The sequence below is a fragment of the Rudaea sp. genome (assembly GCF_057139185.1).
This window is the reverse complement of sequence record NZ_DBNHDN010000014.1, coordinates 52,896-68,935: the sequence shown is the minus strand read 5'-3', so window position 1 is coordinate 68,935 and position 16,040 is coordinate 52,896. Positions and strand designations below refer to the sequence as shown.

Genomic DNA, 16,040 nt, shown 5'->3' with positions numbered 1-16,040 from the left:
CGCCCTTGCGGACGCCGGCCTGCCTTCTCAACGTGTTCTGCGTACGCGGACGGTCAGAACGTGTACTTCGCCGTCATCATCACCGACCAGCGCTGGCTCGGGATCGACGTGCCGCCGCCACCGGTTTCGTTGACGAGCAGCGACTGCGGCTTGTAGTTGCCGTTGGCGTCCTTGTACTGCGCGCCGGTGATGTCGTAGATGTATTTGCCGGTCGCCGGATCGATGCCGGAAACGTTCGCGAGTTGGCGGAACAGCGGGAATTGCGCGCGCTTCTCCACGCCCCACTTGCTGTTGAGCAGGTTGCCGAAGTTGAAGAAGTCGAAGCGTAGTTCACCCTTGTTGCCCTCGAAGATGCCGGGGATTTCCTGCTTGAACGACAGGTCGATCTGGTTGACCCAGGGCGAACGCACGGCGTTGCGGCCGGCGATCTGGCCCATGTGCTCGCTCAGATACGGATTGCCCTGCACGTAGCTCATGAACTGCTGGATCTGCGTGGCCGTCGTGCCCGCCTTCCAGGCCACGTCGGTCGCCGACTTCGGAATGTAGATCAGATCGCGCGAATAGCCGTCGCCGTTCATGTCGTTGCCGGCAATCCAGCTGTACGGCGCGCCCGAATGCAGATCGGCGAACATGCTGATCTGGGTCTTGTAGTCGCCGAAGAACTTGTGCTGCCAGGTCCCGCCGGCGATGAAGCGCTTGGGCACGTCGTAGTTCGACGTCGCGATGCTGTCCTGGTTCGGGTTGACCCACATGTTGGCCTGGATGTTCGAGTTGGCCACGCTCGACGCACCCGCGTTCGCGTCGGTCGAATGACCCACACGGAACGCCATCATCGCGCTCCAGTCGTCGGCCATCGGCTTGGTGAACGACCAGGTCAGCGAGGTGGACTGGCCGGCGTGCGAATTGGTCAGTTGGGTCACCGTGCCGAATGCCGAGTTCGCATTGGCCCTGGACGTCGCGAACGTGCCGGAGATCGTCTTGTAGTACAGATTGCGACCGTCCGGGCCGACACCGGTCGGCGCACCGTAGTTGAGCATCTTGTACAGGATTTCGTCGTTGGTCTTGGTGTAGTTCAATTCCACCGAACTGATGATGCTCATCCACGGCAGTTCGCGATCGAAAGCGAGCGCGATCTGTGTGGTGCGCGGCATCTTGAAGTTCGGATCGATCGTATCGACCGCCATCTGCGCGCCGCTGGCGCCCGGAGCCGCGGGAGTCGTGCCGCCCGGAATCAACGGATTGGCCGCGCTGTAGGATGGCGCCTGCTTGACGTAGGGAATCTGGCCAGTCGGGCAGGTCGCTCCTGCCGCCTTGGTGAACGAGGTGCCGTTCGCACTGCACAGCAGCGTACCGACCGGATTGCTGCTCAGATCGGTGATGCTGTAGGTGACCGCGGTGAGGCCGGAGTTGCCGAACGAGTTCGAGTACCACACCGTCGGCACATCGGAGACGAACACGCCGACGCCGCCGCGCAACTGCGTCTTGTATTCGCTGTCGAAATCGTAGTTGAACGACACGCGCGGCTGGAACATCGGTGCGGTGGTCGGCAGCGTGTTGTTGGCGTAGCCGAAGCCGCCCCGGGCCGCGGTACACAGCGTCGAGCCGTTCGAGTTCTTCGCGGTGAACGCCGTACCCGGTGCGGAGGCGAAACACGGGTTGTAGAGCGGGCTCGCCGGGAAACGCGGAGCGTCCAGACGCAGGCCGTAGGTCAGCGAGAGGCGATCGGTCGCCTGCCAGGTGTCCTGCAGGAACGCGCCGTACTGCTGCTTCTTGAAGTTCGCCTGCGAACCAGGGAGATCGAAGCCCGGCGCCGGCTGCTTGATCGAATAGGCTTCCCACGCGCCGTTGGCGAAATTGTCGATCGAACCGTTGCTTGGCGCCCAATACGTGTAGCTGCCGTAGTAGCCCTGCATGAAGGCGTTGTAGACCTTGTCCTGCGCGCCGTTGATGCCGGCCTTGACCGTATGCTCACCCAGATGCCAGGTACCGGCGAAGTATCCGGAAACCTGCTTGATGTCGAGCGCATTGACCTGGCTGGAAAATTCGGTGCCGAGAGTGACGTTCGGCGTGGAGGAAGTCGTCGAGTTGGATACCGCAACCGAGGGCTGGTAACCGCCGACCAGCGGCCCGCGCGAGGTCACGATCTTGGTGAACTGCAAATTGGCCTCGGTCGAGAACACGTCGCTCCAGTCGCTGAACAACTGGCCGAGGTAGCTCTTGATGTTGCGGTTGTTGTAGTACCAGTTGCTGTTCGCGGTGACGCTGGTCGCGCTGCCGGTCGTCACCGGCTGGAATTCCTTGGTTTCGCTGTAGCGGAACACTGCACGGTGCTGGTCGTTGATGTTCCAGTCCACTTTGGCGAGGTAGCGCTTGTTGGTCAGGTTGGCGAGCGAGCGATCACCCGGGTTGAGGCCCAGGCTCTGCGCCTTGCTGAGCACGCTGTTGTAGAACGCGCTGTTGATGCCCTGCACGGGCGAGGTGCCGGCACTGGTCGCATCGCTCGGCCCGGACGATGGGCCGTAGCCGATGCGCTTGCTTTGCTCGTAGCTCAGGAAGAAGAACAGCCTGTCCTTGACGATCGGACCGCCGACGTTGAAACCCGACGTCCACTCGCGCTTCCAACCCAGGTACGGGCTGTCCACGTCGCTGCCGACCGGGGCGATCTCGCCCATGAACCCGTCTTTGGCCGTGCGATAGCCGTAATAGACCTCGCCGTGATACTCGTTGGTGCCGCTCTTGGACACCATGTTGACGTTGGCGCCGACGCAACCGCGCTGCGACACGTCGAAGTTCGAGGTCGAAACCTGCACCGAGTCGATCGCGTTCATCGAAATCGGCGAGCCCGTGATCGTCGCCAGGCCGTTGCCGTTCAGGCCGAACGGATCGCCGGCGTTGACGTTGTCGACCGTGATGCAGTTGTAGCGGTAGTTCTTGCCGTTCGCGGAGACGTTGCCCGAGTCGCGGTCGGTGACCGAAACGCGCGGATCCATGCGCGCGATGTTCTGGAACGAACGGTCCGCGTTGACCGCGGCTTCGAGCTGCGCGTGCGAAATGTTGGTCGAGAGACCCTTGTTGTCCGAGTTGAACACGGCGATCTGCGCGGCGTTGGCCGTGACGGTGACTCCTTCGAGCTGTGCGGCAGCCGCGGCGGGCTCGGCCAGATTGACCGTGGAGACCTGACCCAGGTTGAGGAATACGTTGTCGGCATCGGCTTCCTTGGCGATGTCGCCGCCGGTCGCTTCGATGTGGTACGGGCCGCCGACGCGCAGGCCCTGCGCGACGTAACGGCCATTCGCGTCCGTCGTGGCGCTCGAGGTGGTGCCCGACGGCACGTGCACGATCTTCACCTTCGCGCCGGCGACAGGTGCACCCTTGGCATCGACCACGCGGCCGGTCAGGCCCGAAGTGGTGTCCTGTGCGTACACGGGCAGCGCAACGACCAGCGCGGACGCAATCACGCCCGCCAACAGCTTCACTCTCAACGGATTCTTCATCATCTTGATTTTCTCCCGAACTGTTACAGCTCTGTTCTCTCAACCGAAAAGCTACCCACAGCGCACACGCACGCTGCCTGAATTTCGCCATTACCCCGAAGTGGTTTGCAAACCGACGCTCGGCCGGTTCGATGTCTATCGCACACTGTCTGCGACGCGCGCATGACGTGTTAACACGAGCTTAACTACACTTTATGACAGTTCTCTAACGTTTGCCAGTTCTGCCGCAACTTTTACAAACATGAACTGGGCCAAGGCTCAAGCCGCTTCGAGATATCGAGAACGCTTGGCCGCACGCAAAAAACCGAGATCGAGCCGGATCAGGCCGTCAACGCAGTGACTGAAGGCCGGGTCGGTGCCGAAGGCGAGGAAGCGCACGCCTTCCGGCTCGCACAGATCGACGTAGTGCTTGTACAGGGTCGGCATCGTGCAATCCGACTGCGCAAGTTGACGCTTGAGAAGCATCAGGCCGGCCTTGGCGCCCTTGTCGGCCCATGCCTGCGCAGCGGCGGCCTCGACGTGCGGCGAGATTTTCAGCGGATTGCGCGGCACGGCCAGACCCTCACCGTCGCCGAAATAGTGGCGATGGCAATGCACGATCCATTCGCGCGCCGCCGGTGGCAGCGACGCACTGATCGACACGGGACCGAACAGGTAGCGCAGGTCGGGACGATGGCGCAGGTAGGCGCCGATACCCTGCCACAGGTAATCCAGACTGCGCGAGTTCCAGTACGCCGGCTGGACGAAGCTGCGGCCAAGCTCGACGCCTTGCGCGATGAATTCGCGCGCCGAAGGCGCATAGTCGAACAGGGTTGAGGAATACAGGCCGGACACGCCCCGCGCGGCGAGAATGCGCGCGCCTTCGCCGAGCCGATACGCGCCGACGATCGCCAGTGCCGGCTCGTCCCAGAGCACGAGATGACGGTAGTGCGCGTCGAAGCGGTCGAGGTCGCGACGCAAGCCCGAGCCCTCGCCGACGCGGCGGAACGACAGCTCGCGCAGGCGGCCGATTTCGCGCAGTATCGGGCAGTCGGGCTGCGCGTCGATCAACAGGATGCGCTTGCCGTCCTGGGTCGCGCCGAGTTCCTGCGCGCGCCTGAGCGCCCGGCGGATCGCCAGCGGCGATTCCGGATGCGCAATCGTGCGCGACGTAGCGAACACGGTCGGCCTGTGCCTGGCGAGCTGATAGACGTGGCGGCGCATCGCCCGCGCGACCGACTCGGCCTGATCCGCTCCGAGTTCGGTTGCTGCAACTTGCTCGCCGACGCTGATGCCGAGCTGCGCCTGTGGCACGAACATCTCGCGCGCGAGCAGCAGCGAGGACAACGGCCTCGCCAGCATCGACACGCCATAGAACGTCGGCGAGTTGTGCGCGGCGATATGCACCGGCAGCACGGGCGCCCGCATGCGCCGCGCCATTCGCACGAACCCGCAGGACCAGCGCCCATCGCGCACGCCGCCAGGCCCCATGCGCGAGACTTCGCCCGACGGAAACACGATCAGCGCCTGTTCGTGGTCAAGCGTGCGGTAAGCGTCGCGCAGGCGTCCGGCCGACGCGCCGTTGCCACCGAACACATTGATCGGCAGCAGCAGCGAGTCCAGTTGCGAGAACTGCGCGAGCACGTCGTTGGCAAGGATGCGCACGTCGCGGCGCACGCTGCCGACGAGGTGCAGCAGGACCAGCGCATCGAACGCGCCGAGCGGATGATTGGCGACGACGACGAGGCGGCCTTCCGCCGGAATATTCTCGCGGTCGGTGTGCGCGATGCGATAGCTGACCCCGAATTTCGCCAGCGCCTGCTCGACGAAATCGAAACCGGCCAGTGGCGCAAACTCGGCCAGCGTGCGGTTGATCCGATCCTCGCAGGCAACTTTGCGCAACAGCTCGACGACCGGTTGCGAGAAGCTGCGCGCACGACCCACGGCCAGGCGTGGAAACTTCTCGAAAAAACTGCGTTCGACGCTGATCATGGTGTCGCCCTCTCCCTTGGCGACACGCTAGCGGCGGTTTGTTACAGACCGGAGAATCCTGTGTTTCCCTCATCCCGGCGGGAGGAGTGAAGCAAGGCCGTCAGCTCCATTTCATGTAGGTCGCAACACCGTCGAGAAACATCTGCACCGACAGCGCCACGAGCAACATGCCGACCAGCCGTTCGATCGCCGACAGCACGCTTTGGCCGAGCAGGCGAAACAGCCAGGTCGAGGCGAGCAGGATCAGCGCGGTGGCGAGCCAGGCGCAGAACAGGGCGATGCTCCAATCCGCGGTGCGGCCGGGTTGCGAATTGGCCATCAGCATCAGCGCGGCCATCGCCGATGGGCCTGCGACACCCGGTATCGCCATCGGCACGATGAACGGCTCGCCGCCTTCCGCATCGCCGAACACGCCGCCCTCGCGCGGGAAAACCATCCTCACGCCGATCAGGAACAACACGATGCCGCCGGCGATGCTGACCGACTCGATGCGCAGTTGCATCAGCCTGAGCACGGTACTGCCGCAGAACAGGATGCCGAACAGGGTGATCAGCGCGATCACGAGTTCGCGCACGAGCACGTAGCGACGTCGCTGCGGCGCAACGTTCTTGAGCAGGCTCAGGAAAATCGGAATGTTGCCGAGCGGATCGAGGATCAGGAACAACATGATCCCTGCCGATAACGTGGTGATGCTGGTGCCCATGGGTTCCCCTTGCTCGTCATTTCCGCGCGCTTCTGGCGGGGCCTTCAACAGCCGCAGGGCTGGCCACCCAACGGCTTTCGCTCTTCATTCTGCCGCGCGCCTTTCAAGCCGTTCGCGGCGCGAATGTCCGCTTCGGCATCCATGCCTGCGCCGTCCCGCCAAGAACATGCAGAAACGACGAGCAAAAACATCAACGCAAATCCAACACCTTGCCGCGCGCCTGCGCGCCATCGTCGCCGAGCAGATAAACCACGGCCTGCGCCGCGCCGTCCGCCGGCGGCAGCTCCAGCGTATTCTCGCCGAAGTAGGCCATGCGGCGCAGCGCGCTGCGCATCGGCGCGGGCAGCAGCGCATGCACGCGCGCGCGGCTGGTTTCCCACTCCTGGTGCAGGGTCGAGGCGAAGCCGATCAACGCATGCTTGGCCGTGCCGTAGCCGCCCCAGAATGCCTTGCCGACACGCGCCGGATCATCCAGCACGAACACCACGCTGGCGTTCGCGCCGTCCGCCGATTCGCGCAGCAGCAGCTCATCGCAGGCCTGCACGATCAGGAACGGTGCGCTGAGATTCACATGCAGCGTCTTCAACCACGCCTCCGCTTTCGCGTCGACCGCCGGCTGCAGGCCGTCGAACTGCGCGGCCGCGAAAACGATGCCGTCGAGTCGACCGAACTCGCGTTCAATCGTCGCGGCGAGATCGTCGTAGTCCTTCGGCGAGGCGCCGGCGAGGTCGAGCGGATAGATCGCGGCCGCGCCCGGATGCTCCGCCTCGATCTCGTCGTAGAGTTTCTCCAGCGGGCGCACCTTGCGCCCGAGCAGGATCACCGTAGCCCCCGCCTGCGCCGCGGCCTTCGCGCTCGCGCTGCCGAGCGCCCCGGCGGCACCGACGACCAGCACGACGCGATTGCGCAGGGACCCGGATTTCGCCGCCCAGTCCGCGGGCAGGCGCGCGGTGTCGCGCAGTTCGATCCTCATGCCGCTTTCTGCGCTTCCTTGACCATGCGCGCGAGCTCGCCGCTTTCCTGCAGCTCGAGCGTGATGTCGCAGCCGCCGATCAGCTCGCCGTTGATGAACAACTGCGGGAATGTCGGCCAATTCGAATAGCGCGGCAGATTGGCGCGCACGTCGGGATCCTCGAGCACGTTGACCGAGGCGAATTGCGCTCCGCAGGACTTCAGCGCCTGTATCGCGCGCTGCGAAAATCCACACATCGGGAACTGCGGCGTGCCTTTCATGAAAAGCACGATCGGGTTGTCGTGCACAGTCTTGCGGATGCGTTCTTCGATGTCCATGACTTTCGTATTTCGCCCAACTACTGGCGCCGCGGCGCGATGCGTCATTGTAGCAGGCGCAGCCCGGTTTCCTCGTTCGCCGACCCAATTCCCTTATACTCGATATCCCTTCAAGCCCAAGCCAGGAGACGACGATGGCGATTGAACTTCCCCCGCTTCCGTACGCACGCGACGCGCTCGCGCCGCACATTTCCGCCGAAACGCTCGACTACCACTATGGCAAGCATCATCAGGCCTACGTCACCAACCTCAACAACCTGATCAAGGGCACCGAGAACGAGAACCTCGACCTCGAGACGCTCGTCAAGAAATCGCAGGGCGGCATGTTCAACAACGCGGCGCAGATCTGGAACCACACCTTCTACTGGAACTCGCTCTCGCCCAAGGGCGGCGGCGACCCGTCCGGCAAACTCGCCGATGCGATCGTGAAGACGTTCGGCGGCATCAATCAGTTCAAGGACGAGTTCACCAAGACCGCGGTCGGCACGTTCGGCTCCGGCTGGGCCTGGCTCGTGCAGCGCGCCGACGGCGGCCTCGGCCTCGCCTCGACCAGCAATGCGGCGACGCCGATCACCGGCAGCGATCGCCCGCTGCTGACCTGCGACGTGTGGGAGCACGCCTACTACATCGACTACCGCAACGCGCGGCCGAAGTACGTCGAGGCGTTCTGGAACCTGGTCAATTGGGAATTCGCGGCCTCGCAACTCGCGTAAGCCTGTCTTTAGCCCCCGCCTTCAACGGGGATTTGGAGGGGATGGTGTTCGCCACCACCCCCTCAACAATCCTCCCCCCTCGAAGGGGGGAGGGGCTCAAGCGTCATAGCGCGGCCAGCACCGGCGCGGCCTGCGCGTCGCGCCCGAGAGCGCGCGCGACGCGCATCAGGCGCTCGCGCATTTCCGCAGTCGTGTTCGCGCACAAGGTGGCGTGGCCGACCTTGCGTCCCGCGCGCGGGGATTTTCCGTAGTCGTGCCAATGCGCGCGCGGCTCGGCGAGCACCGGCAGCGCTGCGGGCAGCTCGCCGATGAAGTTGAGCATCACTGCCGTGCCGAGCACGGAGGTGTCGCCGAGCGGCAGGCCGAGCACGGCGCGCACGTGGTTCTCGAATTGGCTGCACGGTGCGCCTTCGATCGTCCAGTGTCCTGAGTTGTGCACGCGCGGCGCCATCTCGTTGCCGAGCAGTTGACCGTCCTTGACGAACAGCTCCAGCGCGAACGTGCCGACGTAGTCGAGATGCTCGGCGATCGCGCGCGCGTGGCGCGCGGCCGGCTCGGCCAACGCCTCGGCGGCGGGCGCCGGCGCGAGCGTGGCCGAGAGAATGCCGTCTTCGTGCCAGTTCTGTACAAGTGGATAAGTGGAAAATTCTGCATCACGACCGGCACCACCGCGGCCGCGCACGGCGACGAGCGAGACTTCGCGCTCGAACGCGATCCACGCTTCGAGAATCAACGCCGCGCCGCCGAGTGCCGCCCAGGCCGCGTCGATGTCGGCGGACGTCCTGATCCGGAACTGACCCTTGCCGTCGTAGCCGAGCCGGCGCGTCTTGAGTACCGCCGGACAGCCGATATCGGCCAGCGCACGTTCGAGATCGGCGCGACTGTCGACCGCGGCGAACGCGGGCGTGGCCAGGCCAAGCTCGCGGAACAGCGTCTTCTCGACGAGCCGGTCCTGGGTCGCGGCGAGTGCGCGCGGATTCGGGAACACGGCGACGCGCTCGGCCAGCCAGTGCGCGGTGTCGGCCGGCACATTCTCGAAATCGAACGTGGCCACGTCGATGCGTCTGGCGAATTCTTCGAGCGCGGCGAAATCGCGCCAGTCGGCGGAAATCTGCGGCGCGACCTGCCCCGCGCAGGCGTCGGCCACGTTATCGACGACGAGAAAGCGCGCGCCGAGCGGCGCGCCGGCGAGGGCGATCATGCGTGCGAGCTGGCCGCCGCCGAGGATACCGATGGTTTTCATGGCCATGCCGTTTTCATGCGCGCGGATCGGGCTTCGCCAGCACGGCTTGCGTCTGCGCGGTGCGGAACGCATGCAGGGCCTTGGCAATCGCCGGATCGTCGAGCGCAAGCAGGCTTGCCGCGAACAGCGCCGCGTTCGTCGCGCCGGCCTTGCCGATCGCGAACGTGGCCACGGGAATCCCGGCCGGCATCTGCACGATCGAGAGCAGCGAGTCCATGCCGTTGAGCGCGTGTGACTGCACCGGCACACCGAGCACGGGCAGCGCGGTCTTCGCCGCGAGCATGCCCGGCAGATGCGCAGCGCCGCCGGCGCCGGCGATGATCGCCTTCAGGCCTCGCGCGGCCGCGTTCGCCGCGTAGTCGAACAACAGGTCCGGCGTGCGGTGTGCGGAGACGACCTGCACTTCGTGCACCACGCCGAGCGTGGCCAGCATCTCGGCTGCGTGACTCATCGTTTCCCAGTCCGAGCGCGAGCCCATGACGATGCCGATGCGCGCTGGCGCAGTGTCTGTGTTCATGGCTTAGCCTGCGCAAAAACGATATTCTACGGGCACTTCGCCAATCACGCACCCTCAAGCGCATGGACAAACGCCTGCTCGACATTCTCTGCGACCCGGTGACCAAGACGCCGGTGAAGCTGCTCAATCGCGGGCAGCTCGACGCGCTCAACCGCGAGATCGCGCAGGATGCGGTGAAAACGGTGACCGGTGCGAACGTCGCCGCGGCGCTCAAGGCCGGCCTGATCACGACCGACGGCAAGGTGATCTACCGCATCGACGACGATATTCCGGTGATGCTCGCCGACGAAGGCATCGGCACGACGCAACTGCGCGATTTTCCAGGGTGAGCCGCGCGTGACCGAACCGCAAGCACCGGATGCCGCCGTCGTTGCCCAGGACGTGGCGCGTGCGCTGGCCGAAGATTTCGGCAACGGCGATGCGACCGCCGACCTGCTGCCCGCCACCGCCACCGCCAGTGCGACCGTGGTCACCCGCGAAGACGCGGTGCTCTGCGGCAGCAACTGGTTCGACGCCTGCTTCCGCGCGCGCGACCCGAATGTTGTCATCGCATGGCGGGCACACGACGGCGACCGCGTCGCCGCGAATGCGATATTGTGCACGTTGCGCGGCAACGCACGCGCGCTGGTCGGCGCCGAGCGCTCGGCGCTGAACTTCCTGCAGACCTTGTCGGCCACGGCTACCGTCGCTGCGCAGTACGCCGACGCCGTGCGCGGCACGCGCACGCGCATCCTCGACACGCGCAAGACGCTGCCCGGCCTGCGCTACGCGCAGAAGTACGCGGTGCGCTGCGGCGGCGCGACGAACCACCGCATCGGCCTGTTCGACGCGATCCTGATCAAGGAAAACCATATCGCCGCGGCAGGCTCGCTCGCCGCCGCCGTTGCCGCCGCGCGCAAGGCGCATCCGAACCTGCTGCTCGAAGTCGAAGTGGAAAATTTCGCCGAGCTCGACCAGGCACTCGCCGCCGGGGTCGATCGCGTCATGCTCGATGAATTCGCGCCCGAGGACCTGCGCCGCGCCGTCGCCCACGTGGCCGGGCGCGTGGCGCTCGAAGTCTCCGGCAGCGTCAGCCTCGACCGCGTGCGCGCCATCGCCGACACCGGCGTCGATTTCATCTCGGTCGGCGCGTTGACCAAGCACGTGCGCGCGATCGATCTGTCGATGCGCGTGCGCATGGAAGCGCACGCGGCTTGAGCGCCGCGCGCGCAGATCACCTCGGCCGCATGATCGTCTCGCGTATCGCCGCGTCGCGTGCGGTGTCGTCGAAACGCAATCGGCCACCGGCTTCGCCGATGCCGAGGTCCGCGTATACCGCTTTCCAATCCGGAAAGCCGCGCATCGCGGCGAACTGGCGATAACGTGCGCCGATCAGCGTCGTGCCGGCCAGCGCGTCGAGCCGTGCGACGAAATCCTCCGGCCGCCATGCGCGATACGCCGGCAGGCAGCAATCGCGGAACCGCGACAGCGCGGTGTCGAGTCCAACCTTGCCGCCACTTTCGCGGCGCAGATCGCGATCGACCGTGAGCCAGAACGCCGCGCCGGCCCAGTACACCCGCTGGTACGCATGCGTGCGCTGCATGTTCGCCGCGGTTTGCTCCAGCGTGCCATCGCTTTTTGCCGCCGCACCGCGGCGGAAGCCCTCGGCGAGCCGGTCCCAACCCTGCGCCGCGGTGAGCAGACCGCCGCGCGCGCGCAACACGTTCTGGTAGTACGTGGCGAGGCCCTCCGCGAGCCACGAGCCGCGGTCGCCGAGATAGGGATGCATGAGGTGGCTCAACTCGTGCACCGCCATCCAGTCGTCGTCGAACTCGGCTTCGGGCCGGCCCGGATCGATCAGCAGTTGCAGTGCGTTGCCCTGTCCGCGCACGGACTGGCCGAACACGACCGCCTGCCCGTGCGTGCGGGTTGCGACCGGCAACATCAGCACCTGCACGTCGGCCAGCGGCAGGCGGCCGTAGGCGCCGAGCACCGCCCGCGCGACGCGGCCGAACCAGCGATCGAGTTTGCCGCGCTGCTCCGCATCGACGCCGCCGAGGATGGCCAGGCGCAACACCCCGCCCGGCAGTTCGATGCGCTTTTCCTCGAAGTGGCCGAACGCGACCGCCGCCGACCAGTCCGCCGGCGTCTGCGGAATGACGAAGTCCCTGGAATATGCTGCCGCGGACGGCGGCTTTCCGGGTCCCGCAGGCGCGGATGATGGCGGCGGGATTTCCGGCCACGGCGCCGAGATCGACCAGCCGCCGGGCAGCTCCACATGGATGCGCGCATCGTCACCCTGCACGTCGGGACGCAGCAACCACAACTGCGGCGCAACGACGATGTCCTCGCCCATGCGCCAGCCGACATCCGACTTGTCCTGCGCCGCGATCGCGGCCAGATCGGCACGCCAACTCAGGCATTCGCCCGCGCGCCAGTCGCGCGCGCTCCAGCCGTCGTCCTCGTCCGCGAGCGGGTGGCCGTCGCCGCGTGCGACATCGGTGACGAAGCGCTTCGCCCAAGACGAATCCGCAGCGAATTCCACTCGTGCGTGCGCCTCGCCGAGACACGCACGCACGCGCATGCTTTTCGTGGCGGCATCGAACACCGCGCGATACTGCGGCCGCCCGCTCGCCGCTGCGAACGCCGGCAGCAACAGCGCGGAAAGCATCAGGCTACGCAGCACGGCATCTCGTCCATCGTCGATTCGATGAAGAACTGACCCGAATGATGCGCGCGCCCTTACAATTGCCGCAATGGATGTTTCTTATCTGCTCGACGATCTCAACCCGGCCCAGCGCGAGGCGGTCAGCGCACCGCCCGGCCACTATCTCGTACTCGCCGGCGCGGGCTCGGGCAAGACGCGCGTACTCACCCATCGCATCGGCTGGCTGCTCGAAGTCGAGCGTGCCTCGCCCTGGTCGGTGCTCGCGGTCACGTTCACCAACAAGGCCGCAGGCGAGATGCGCACGCGCGCGCAGACCCTGCTCGAACATTCGTCGCTGAACAACACGCGCGGGCTCACGGTCGGCACGTTCCACGGCATCGCCCACCGCCTGCTGCGCCAGCACTGGCGCGAGGCCCGGCTGCCGGAGACGTTCCAGATCCTCGACAGCGACGACCAGCAACGCCTCATCAAGCGCACGATCGCCGCGCTCGGCCTCGACGAGTCGCGCTTTCCGCCGCGTCAGGCCACATGGTTCATCAACACGGCCAAGGACGAAGGCAAACGCGTGGCGAGCTTCGAGCACGAAGGCAACCCGCTGACCCGCACGCTGGTCGACATCTACAAGGCCTACGAGGAGCAATGCCAACGTTCGGGCCTGGTCGACTTCGCCGAACTGCTGCTGCGCTCGCACGAACTGTTCCTCACCGACGATGCGCTGCTGGCGCACTATCGCGAGCGCTGGCGGCATCTGCTGATCGACGAGTTCCAGGATACGAACACCTTGCAGTACGCGTGGATCCGCGTGCTCGCCGGCGCCACCGGGCAAGTGTTCGTCGTCGGCGACGACGACCAGGCGATCTACGGCTGGCGCGGCGCGCGCGTGGAGAACGTGCAGCACTTCCTGCGCGACTTCCCGAGCGCGAAGACGATCCGCCTCGAACAGAACTACCGCTCGACCGCGACCATCCTCAAAGCCGCGAACGCGATCATCGCCAACAATCCGCAGCGCCTCGGCAAGCAACTGTGGACTGCGGGCGACGCGGGTCAGCCGATTTCGCTCTACGCCGCCTACAACGAGCAGGACGAGGCGCGCCACGTGATCGAGGCGATCCGCGAACACCTGCGCCAGGGCGGCAGCGCGCGCGACTGCGCGATCCTGTACCGTTCAAACGCGCAATCGCGCAACTTCGAAGAACAGTTGATCCAGCACGATATCCGCTACCGCGTCTACGGCGGCCTGCGTTTCTTCGATCGCGCCGAGATCAAGGACGCCCTCGCCTATCTGCGCCTCGTCGCCAACCGCCACGACGACGCCGCGTTCGAGCGCACGATCAACACGCCGCCGCGCGGCATCGGCGAGCGCACGTTGGACACTTTGCGCCAGCGCGCGCGGCGCGACGCTTGCCCGCTCTGGGACGCAGTGCTTGCCGAATTCATCACCGGCGCGTTGGCCGGGCGCGCGAAGAATGCGCTGCGCTGTTTCGTCGATCTGATCGATGCGCTGGCGCGGGATTGCACCGGCACGCAAGAATCTGCGATGTCGCTGGCCGAGCAAATCGATATCGCGATCCAGAAAACCGGCCTGCGCGACTACTACGAAGCCGACGCACGCGGCAGCGCCGAATCGCGCGTGGAAAACCTCGACGAACTGGTCAACGTCGCCAGCCGCTTCGAGCGCACGCCAGAGGATGTCGAAGCCGGACTTGACGAACTCGCCGCGTTCCTCGCCCACGCCGCGCTCGAAGCCGGCGAATCGCAGGGCGAGGCCTGGGAAGACTGCGTGCAATTGATGACCTTGCACTCGGCCAAGGGACTCGAGTTTCCGATCGTGTTCCTGGTCGGCCTCGAGGACGGCCTGTTCCCGAGTCAGCGCTCGCTCGACGAGCCCGGCCGGCTTGAAGAGGAACGCCGCCTGGCCTACGTCGGCATCACGCGTGCACGCGAAACGCTGATCCTGAGTTACGCCGAATCGCGCCGCCTGCACGGCATGGAAAGCTACAACCGACCCTCGCGCTTCCTGCACGAACTGCCACGCGAACTGCTGCACGAGGTGCGCCCGCGCGTGCAGGTCTCGCGGCCATTGTCGTCGAACCACTACGCCGCCGACGCGCTCGAAGTCACCCAGTTGAAACTCGGCCAGCGCGTGCGCCACGCGAGCTTCGGCGAAGGCGTGGTGGTGGACGCCGAAGGCTCCGGCGCGCACGCGCGCGTGCAGGTCAACTTCGAGGACGCCGGGGCGAAGTGGCTGGTGCTGGCGTATGCAAACCTCGCTGCATTGTGACTTTGCTCGTCCTGCGCGCTTTCGGCCGAAATGCCAAGGCCTGCGGAACCAAACACACGCGCAACCTGTCTGACTGCGGACGCATCCAATCGTTGGACCAATCGCCGGGAGCAAGCTGAATGACCAAACCCACCCACGTTCTCGTCTGGATGGGGGGATTCCTCGTCGCCGTCGCCGCGCTCGCCGGTGTGCTCGCGCCAAAGCTGCTCGCGAACTTCCAGGCGAATCCTTTTTTCAACGGCATCATCCTGCTCGTGCTGTTGTTCGGCATCGCCTGGAATCTGCGCCAGGTGCTGCAGCTCGCGCGCGAGGTCGAGTGGATCGAGACGTTCAAGCGCTCCGACCCGAACCGTCAGCTCGCGCCGCCGAAGCTGCTCGCGCCGATGGCGCGCATGCTGGCGGGGCGCGAACGCTCGAAGTTCTCGCTGTCGCCGACCAGCCTGCGCTCGTTGCTCGACAGCATCTACCTGCGTCTGGAGGAGTCGCGCGACCTGTCGCGCTACCTCGTCGGCCTCGCCATCTTCCTCGGCCTGCTCGGCACGTTCTGGGGCCTGCTCGTGACCATCCGCTCGGTTGCCGAAATCATCGGCTCGCTCGGCGTCGGCACCGATCCGGTGGCGATGTTCACCGATCTCAAGGAGCACCTGAAGGAACCTCTGTCCGGCATGTCGACGAGTTTTTCCACCTCGTTGTTCGGCCTCGCTTCCTCGCTCGTGCTCGGCTTCCTCGACCTGCAGGCCGGACACGCACAGAACCGTTTCTACAACGAACTCGAGGAGTGGCTGTCGGGGCAGACGCGGCTGTCGTCGGGCGCGCTGCAGGGCGACGGCGAGGCAAACGTGCCGGCCTACGTGCAGGCGCTGCTCGAACAGACCGCCGACGGTCTCGAGCGCATGCAGCGCGCGCTGGTCGAGTCGGAGCGCGAACGGCGCAATTCCTCCGAGCAACTCGGCGAACTCAACGCCCAGCTCGCACGCCTGGCCGACCTGCTCGGCCGCGAGTCGCGCGAAATGCGCGGCATGAGCGAGACCCAGGAAGAACTGAAGAACGTGCTGAAGACGCTCGCCGCGGCGCCGGGCAACAGCGCGCGCCTTAGCGACGACCTGCGCAGCGAATTCCGCCTGCTTTCGCGCACGATCGCCGCGGCGGTCGACGGCAAGCGCAGCAACGGAGCGTAAGCG

13 protein-coding genes are annotated in these 16,040 nt (G+C 65.8%); 5 read left to right on the top strand and 8 right to left on the bottom strand.

The annotated features are described in order from the left end of the window. Positions 1–53 precede the first annotated feature (53 nt). The 5 genes from AC16HO_RS05610 to grxD form a co-directional block, all read right to left on the bottom strand. Positions 54–3,497 (bottom strand): TonB-dependent receptor, encoded by a 3,444-nt coding sequence (locus AC16HO_RS05610; RefSeq protein WP_395642963.1) that lies wholly within the window; start codon positions 3,495–3,497, stop codon positions 54–56. Positions 3,498–3,752: 255 nt separating this feature from the next. Further along, positions 3,753–5,465, bottom strand: coding sequence for a bifunctional ornithine lipid synthase OlsF (gene olsF / locus AC16HO_RS05605; RefSeq protein ID WP_395642964.1), 1,713 nt, complete (start codon positions 5,463–5,465; stop codon positions 3,753–3,755). 100 nt (positions 5,466–5,565) lie between these two features. Then, a complete protein-coding gene (locus AC16HO_RS05600) occupies positions 5,566–6,168 on the bottom strand; it encodes a YhgN family NAAT transporter (RefSeq protein WP_395642965.1) in 603 nt (200 codons plus the stop codon). Between the two features lie 190 nt (positions 6,169–6,358). Continuing rightward, entirely contained in the window at positions 6,359–7,141 is a 783-nt protein-coding gene (locus AC16HO_RS05595; RefSeq protein WP_395642966.1) for an SDR family NAD(P)-dependent oxidoreductase, read from the bottom strand. Further along, entirely contained in the window at positions 7,138–7,458 is a 321-nt protein-coding gene (grxD, locus tag AC16HO_RS05590; RefSeq protein WP_395642967.1) for a Grx4 family monothiol glutaredoxin, read from the bottom strand. Before grxD ends, AC16HO_RS05595 begins: the two co-directional genes overlap by 4 nt. Before the next feature lie 134 nt (positions 7,459–7,592). Between grxD and AC16HO_RS05585 the strand changes: the two genes are divergently transcribed. Next, a complete protein-coding gene (locus tag AC16HO_RS05585; protein ID WP_395642968.1) occupies positions 7,593–8,171 on the top strand; it encodes a superoxide dismutase in 579 nt (192 codons plus the stop codon). Positions 8,172–8,274: 103 nt separating this feature from the next. On the opposite strand, the gene AC16HO_RS05580 is transcribed toward AC16HO_RS05585, so the two are convergent. Together AC16HO_RS05580 and purE are read right to left on the bottom strand one after the other, a co-directional pair. Further along, positions 8,275–9,414, bottom strand: coding sequence for a 5-(carboxyamino)imidazole ribonucleotide synthase (locus AC16HO_RS05580; protein WP_484335333.1), 1,140 nt, complete (start codon positions 9,412–9,414; stop codon positions 8,275–8,277). A 13-nt stretch (positions 9,415–9,427) separates the two neighbouring features. Continuing rightward, positions 9,428–9,931: a 5-(carboxyamino)imidazole ribonucleotide mutase gene (gene purE, locus AC16HO_RS05575; protein WP_395642970.1), complete on the bottom strand. Its 504-nt coding sequence runs from the start codon at positions 9,929–9,931 to the stop codon at positions 9,428–9,430. Positions 9,932–9,993: 62 nt separating this feature from the next. On the opposite strand from purE, the gene AC16HO_RS05570 reads away from it, so the two are divergent. Together AC16HO_RS05570 and nadC are read left to right on the top strand one after the other, a co-directional pair. Continuing rightward, positions 9,994–10,260, top strand: coding sequence for a Trm112 family protein (locus AC16HO_RS05570; protein WP_395642971.1), 267 nt, complete (start codon positions 9,994–9,996; stop codon positions 10,258–10,260). 7 nt (positions 10,261–10,267) lie between these two features. Beyond that, positions 10,268–11,128 (top strand): carboxylating nicotinate-nucleotide diphosphorylase, encoded by an 861-nt coding sequence (gene nadC / locus AC16HO_RS05565; protein ID WP_395642972.1) that lies wholly within the window; start codon positions 10,268–10,270, stop codon positions 11,126–11,128. Between the two features lie 16 nt (positions 11,129–11,144). Here the strand turns inward: nadC and AC16HO_RS05560 are convergent, their stop codons facing one another. Then, a complete protein-coding gene (locus AC16HO_RS05560) occupies positions 11,145–12,596 on the bottom strand; it encodes a hypothetical protein (RefSeq protein WP_395642973.1) in 1,452 nt (483 codons plus the stop codon). Positions 12,597–12,666: 70 nt separating this feature from the next. Here AC16HO_RS05560 and uvrD point away from each other — a divergent pair, with 70 nt between their 5' ends. Both uvrD and AC16HO_RS05550 read left to right on the top strand, forming a co-directional pair. Next, complete coding sequence (gene uvrD, locus AC16HO_RS05555; protein ID WP_395642974.1) at positions 12,667–14,859, top strand: DNA helicase II; 2,193 nt, start codon at positions 12,667–12,669, stop codon at positions 14,857–14,859. A 119-nt stretch (positions 14,860–14,978) separates the two neighbouring features. After that, complete coding sequence (locus AC16HO_RS05550) at positions 14,979–16,037, top strand: flagellar motor protein MotA (RefSeq protein WP_395642975.1); 1,059 nt, start codon at positions 14,979–14,981, stop codon at positions 16,035–16,037. The last annotated feature ends 3 nt before the right edge of the window (positions 16,038–16,040 follow it).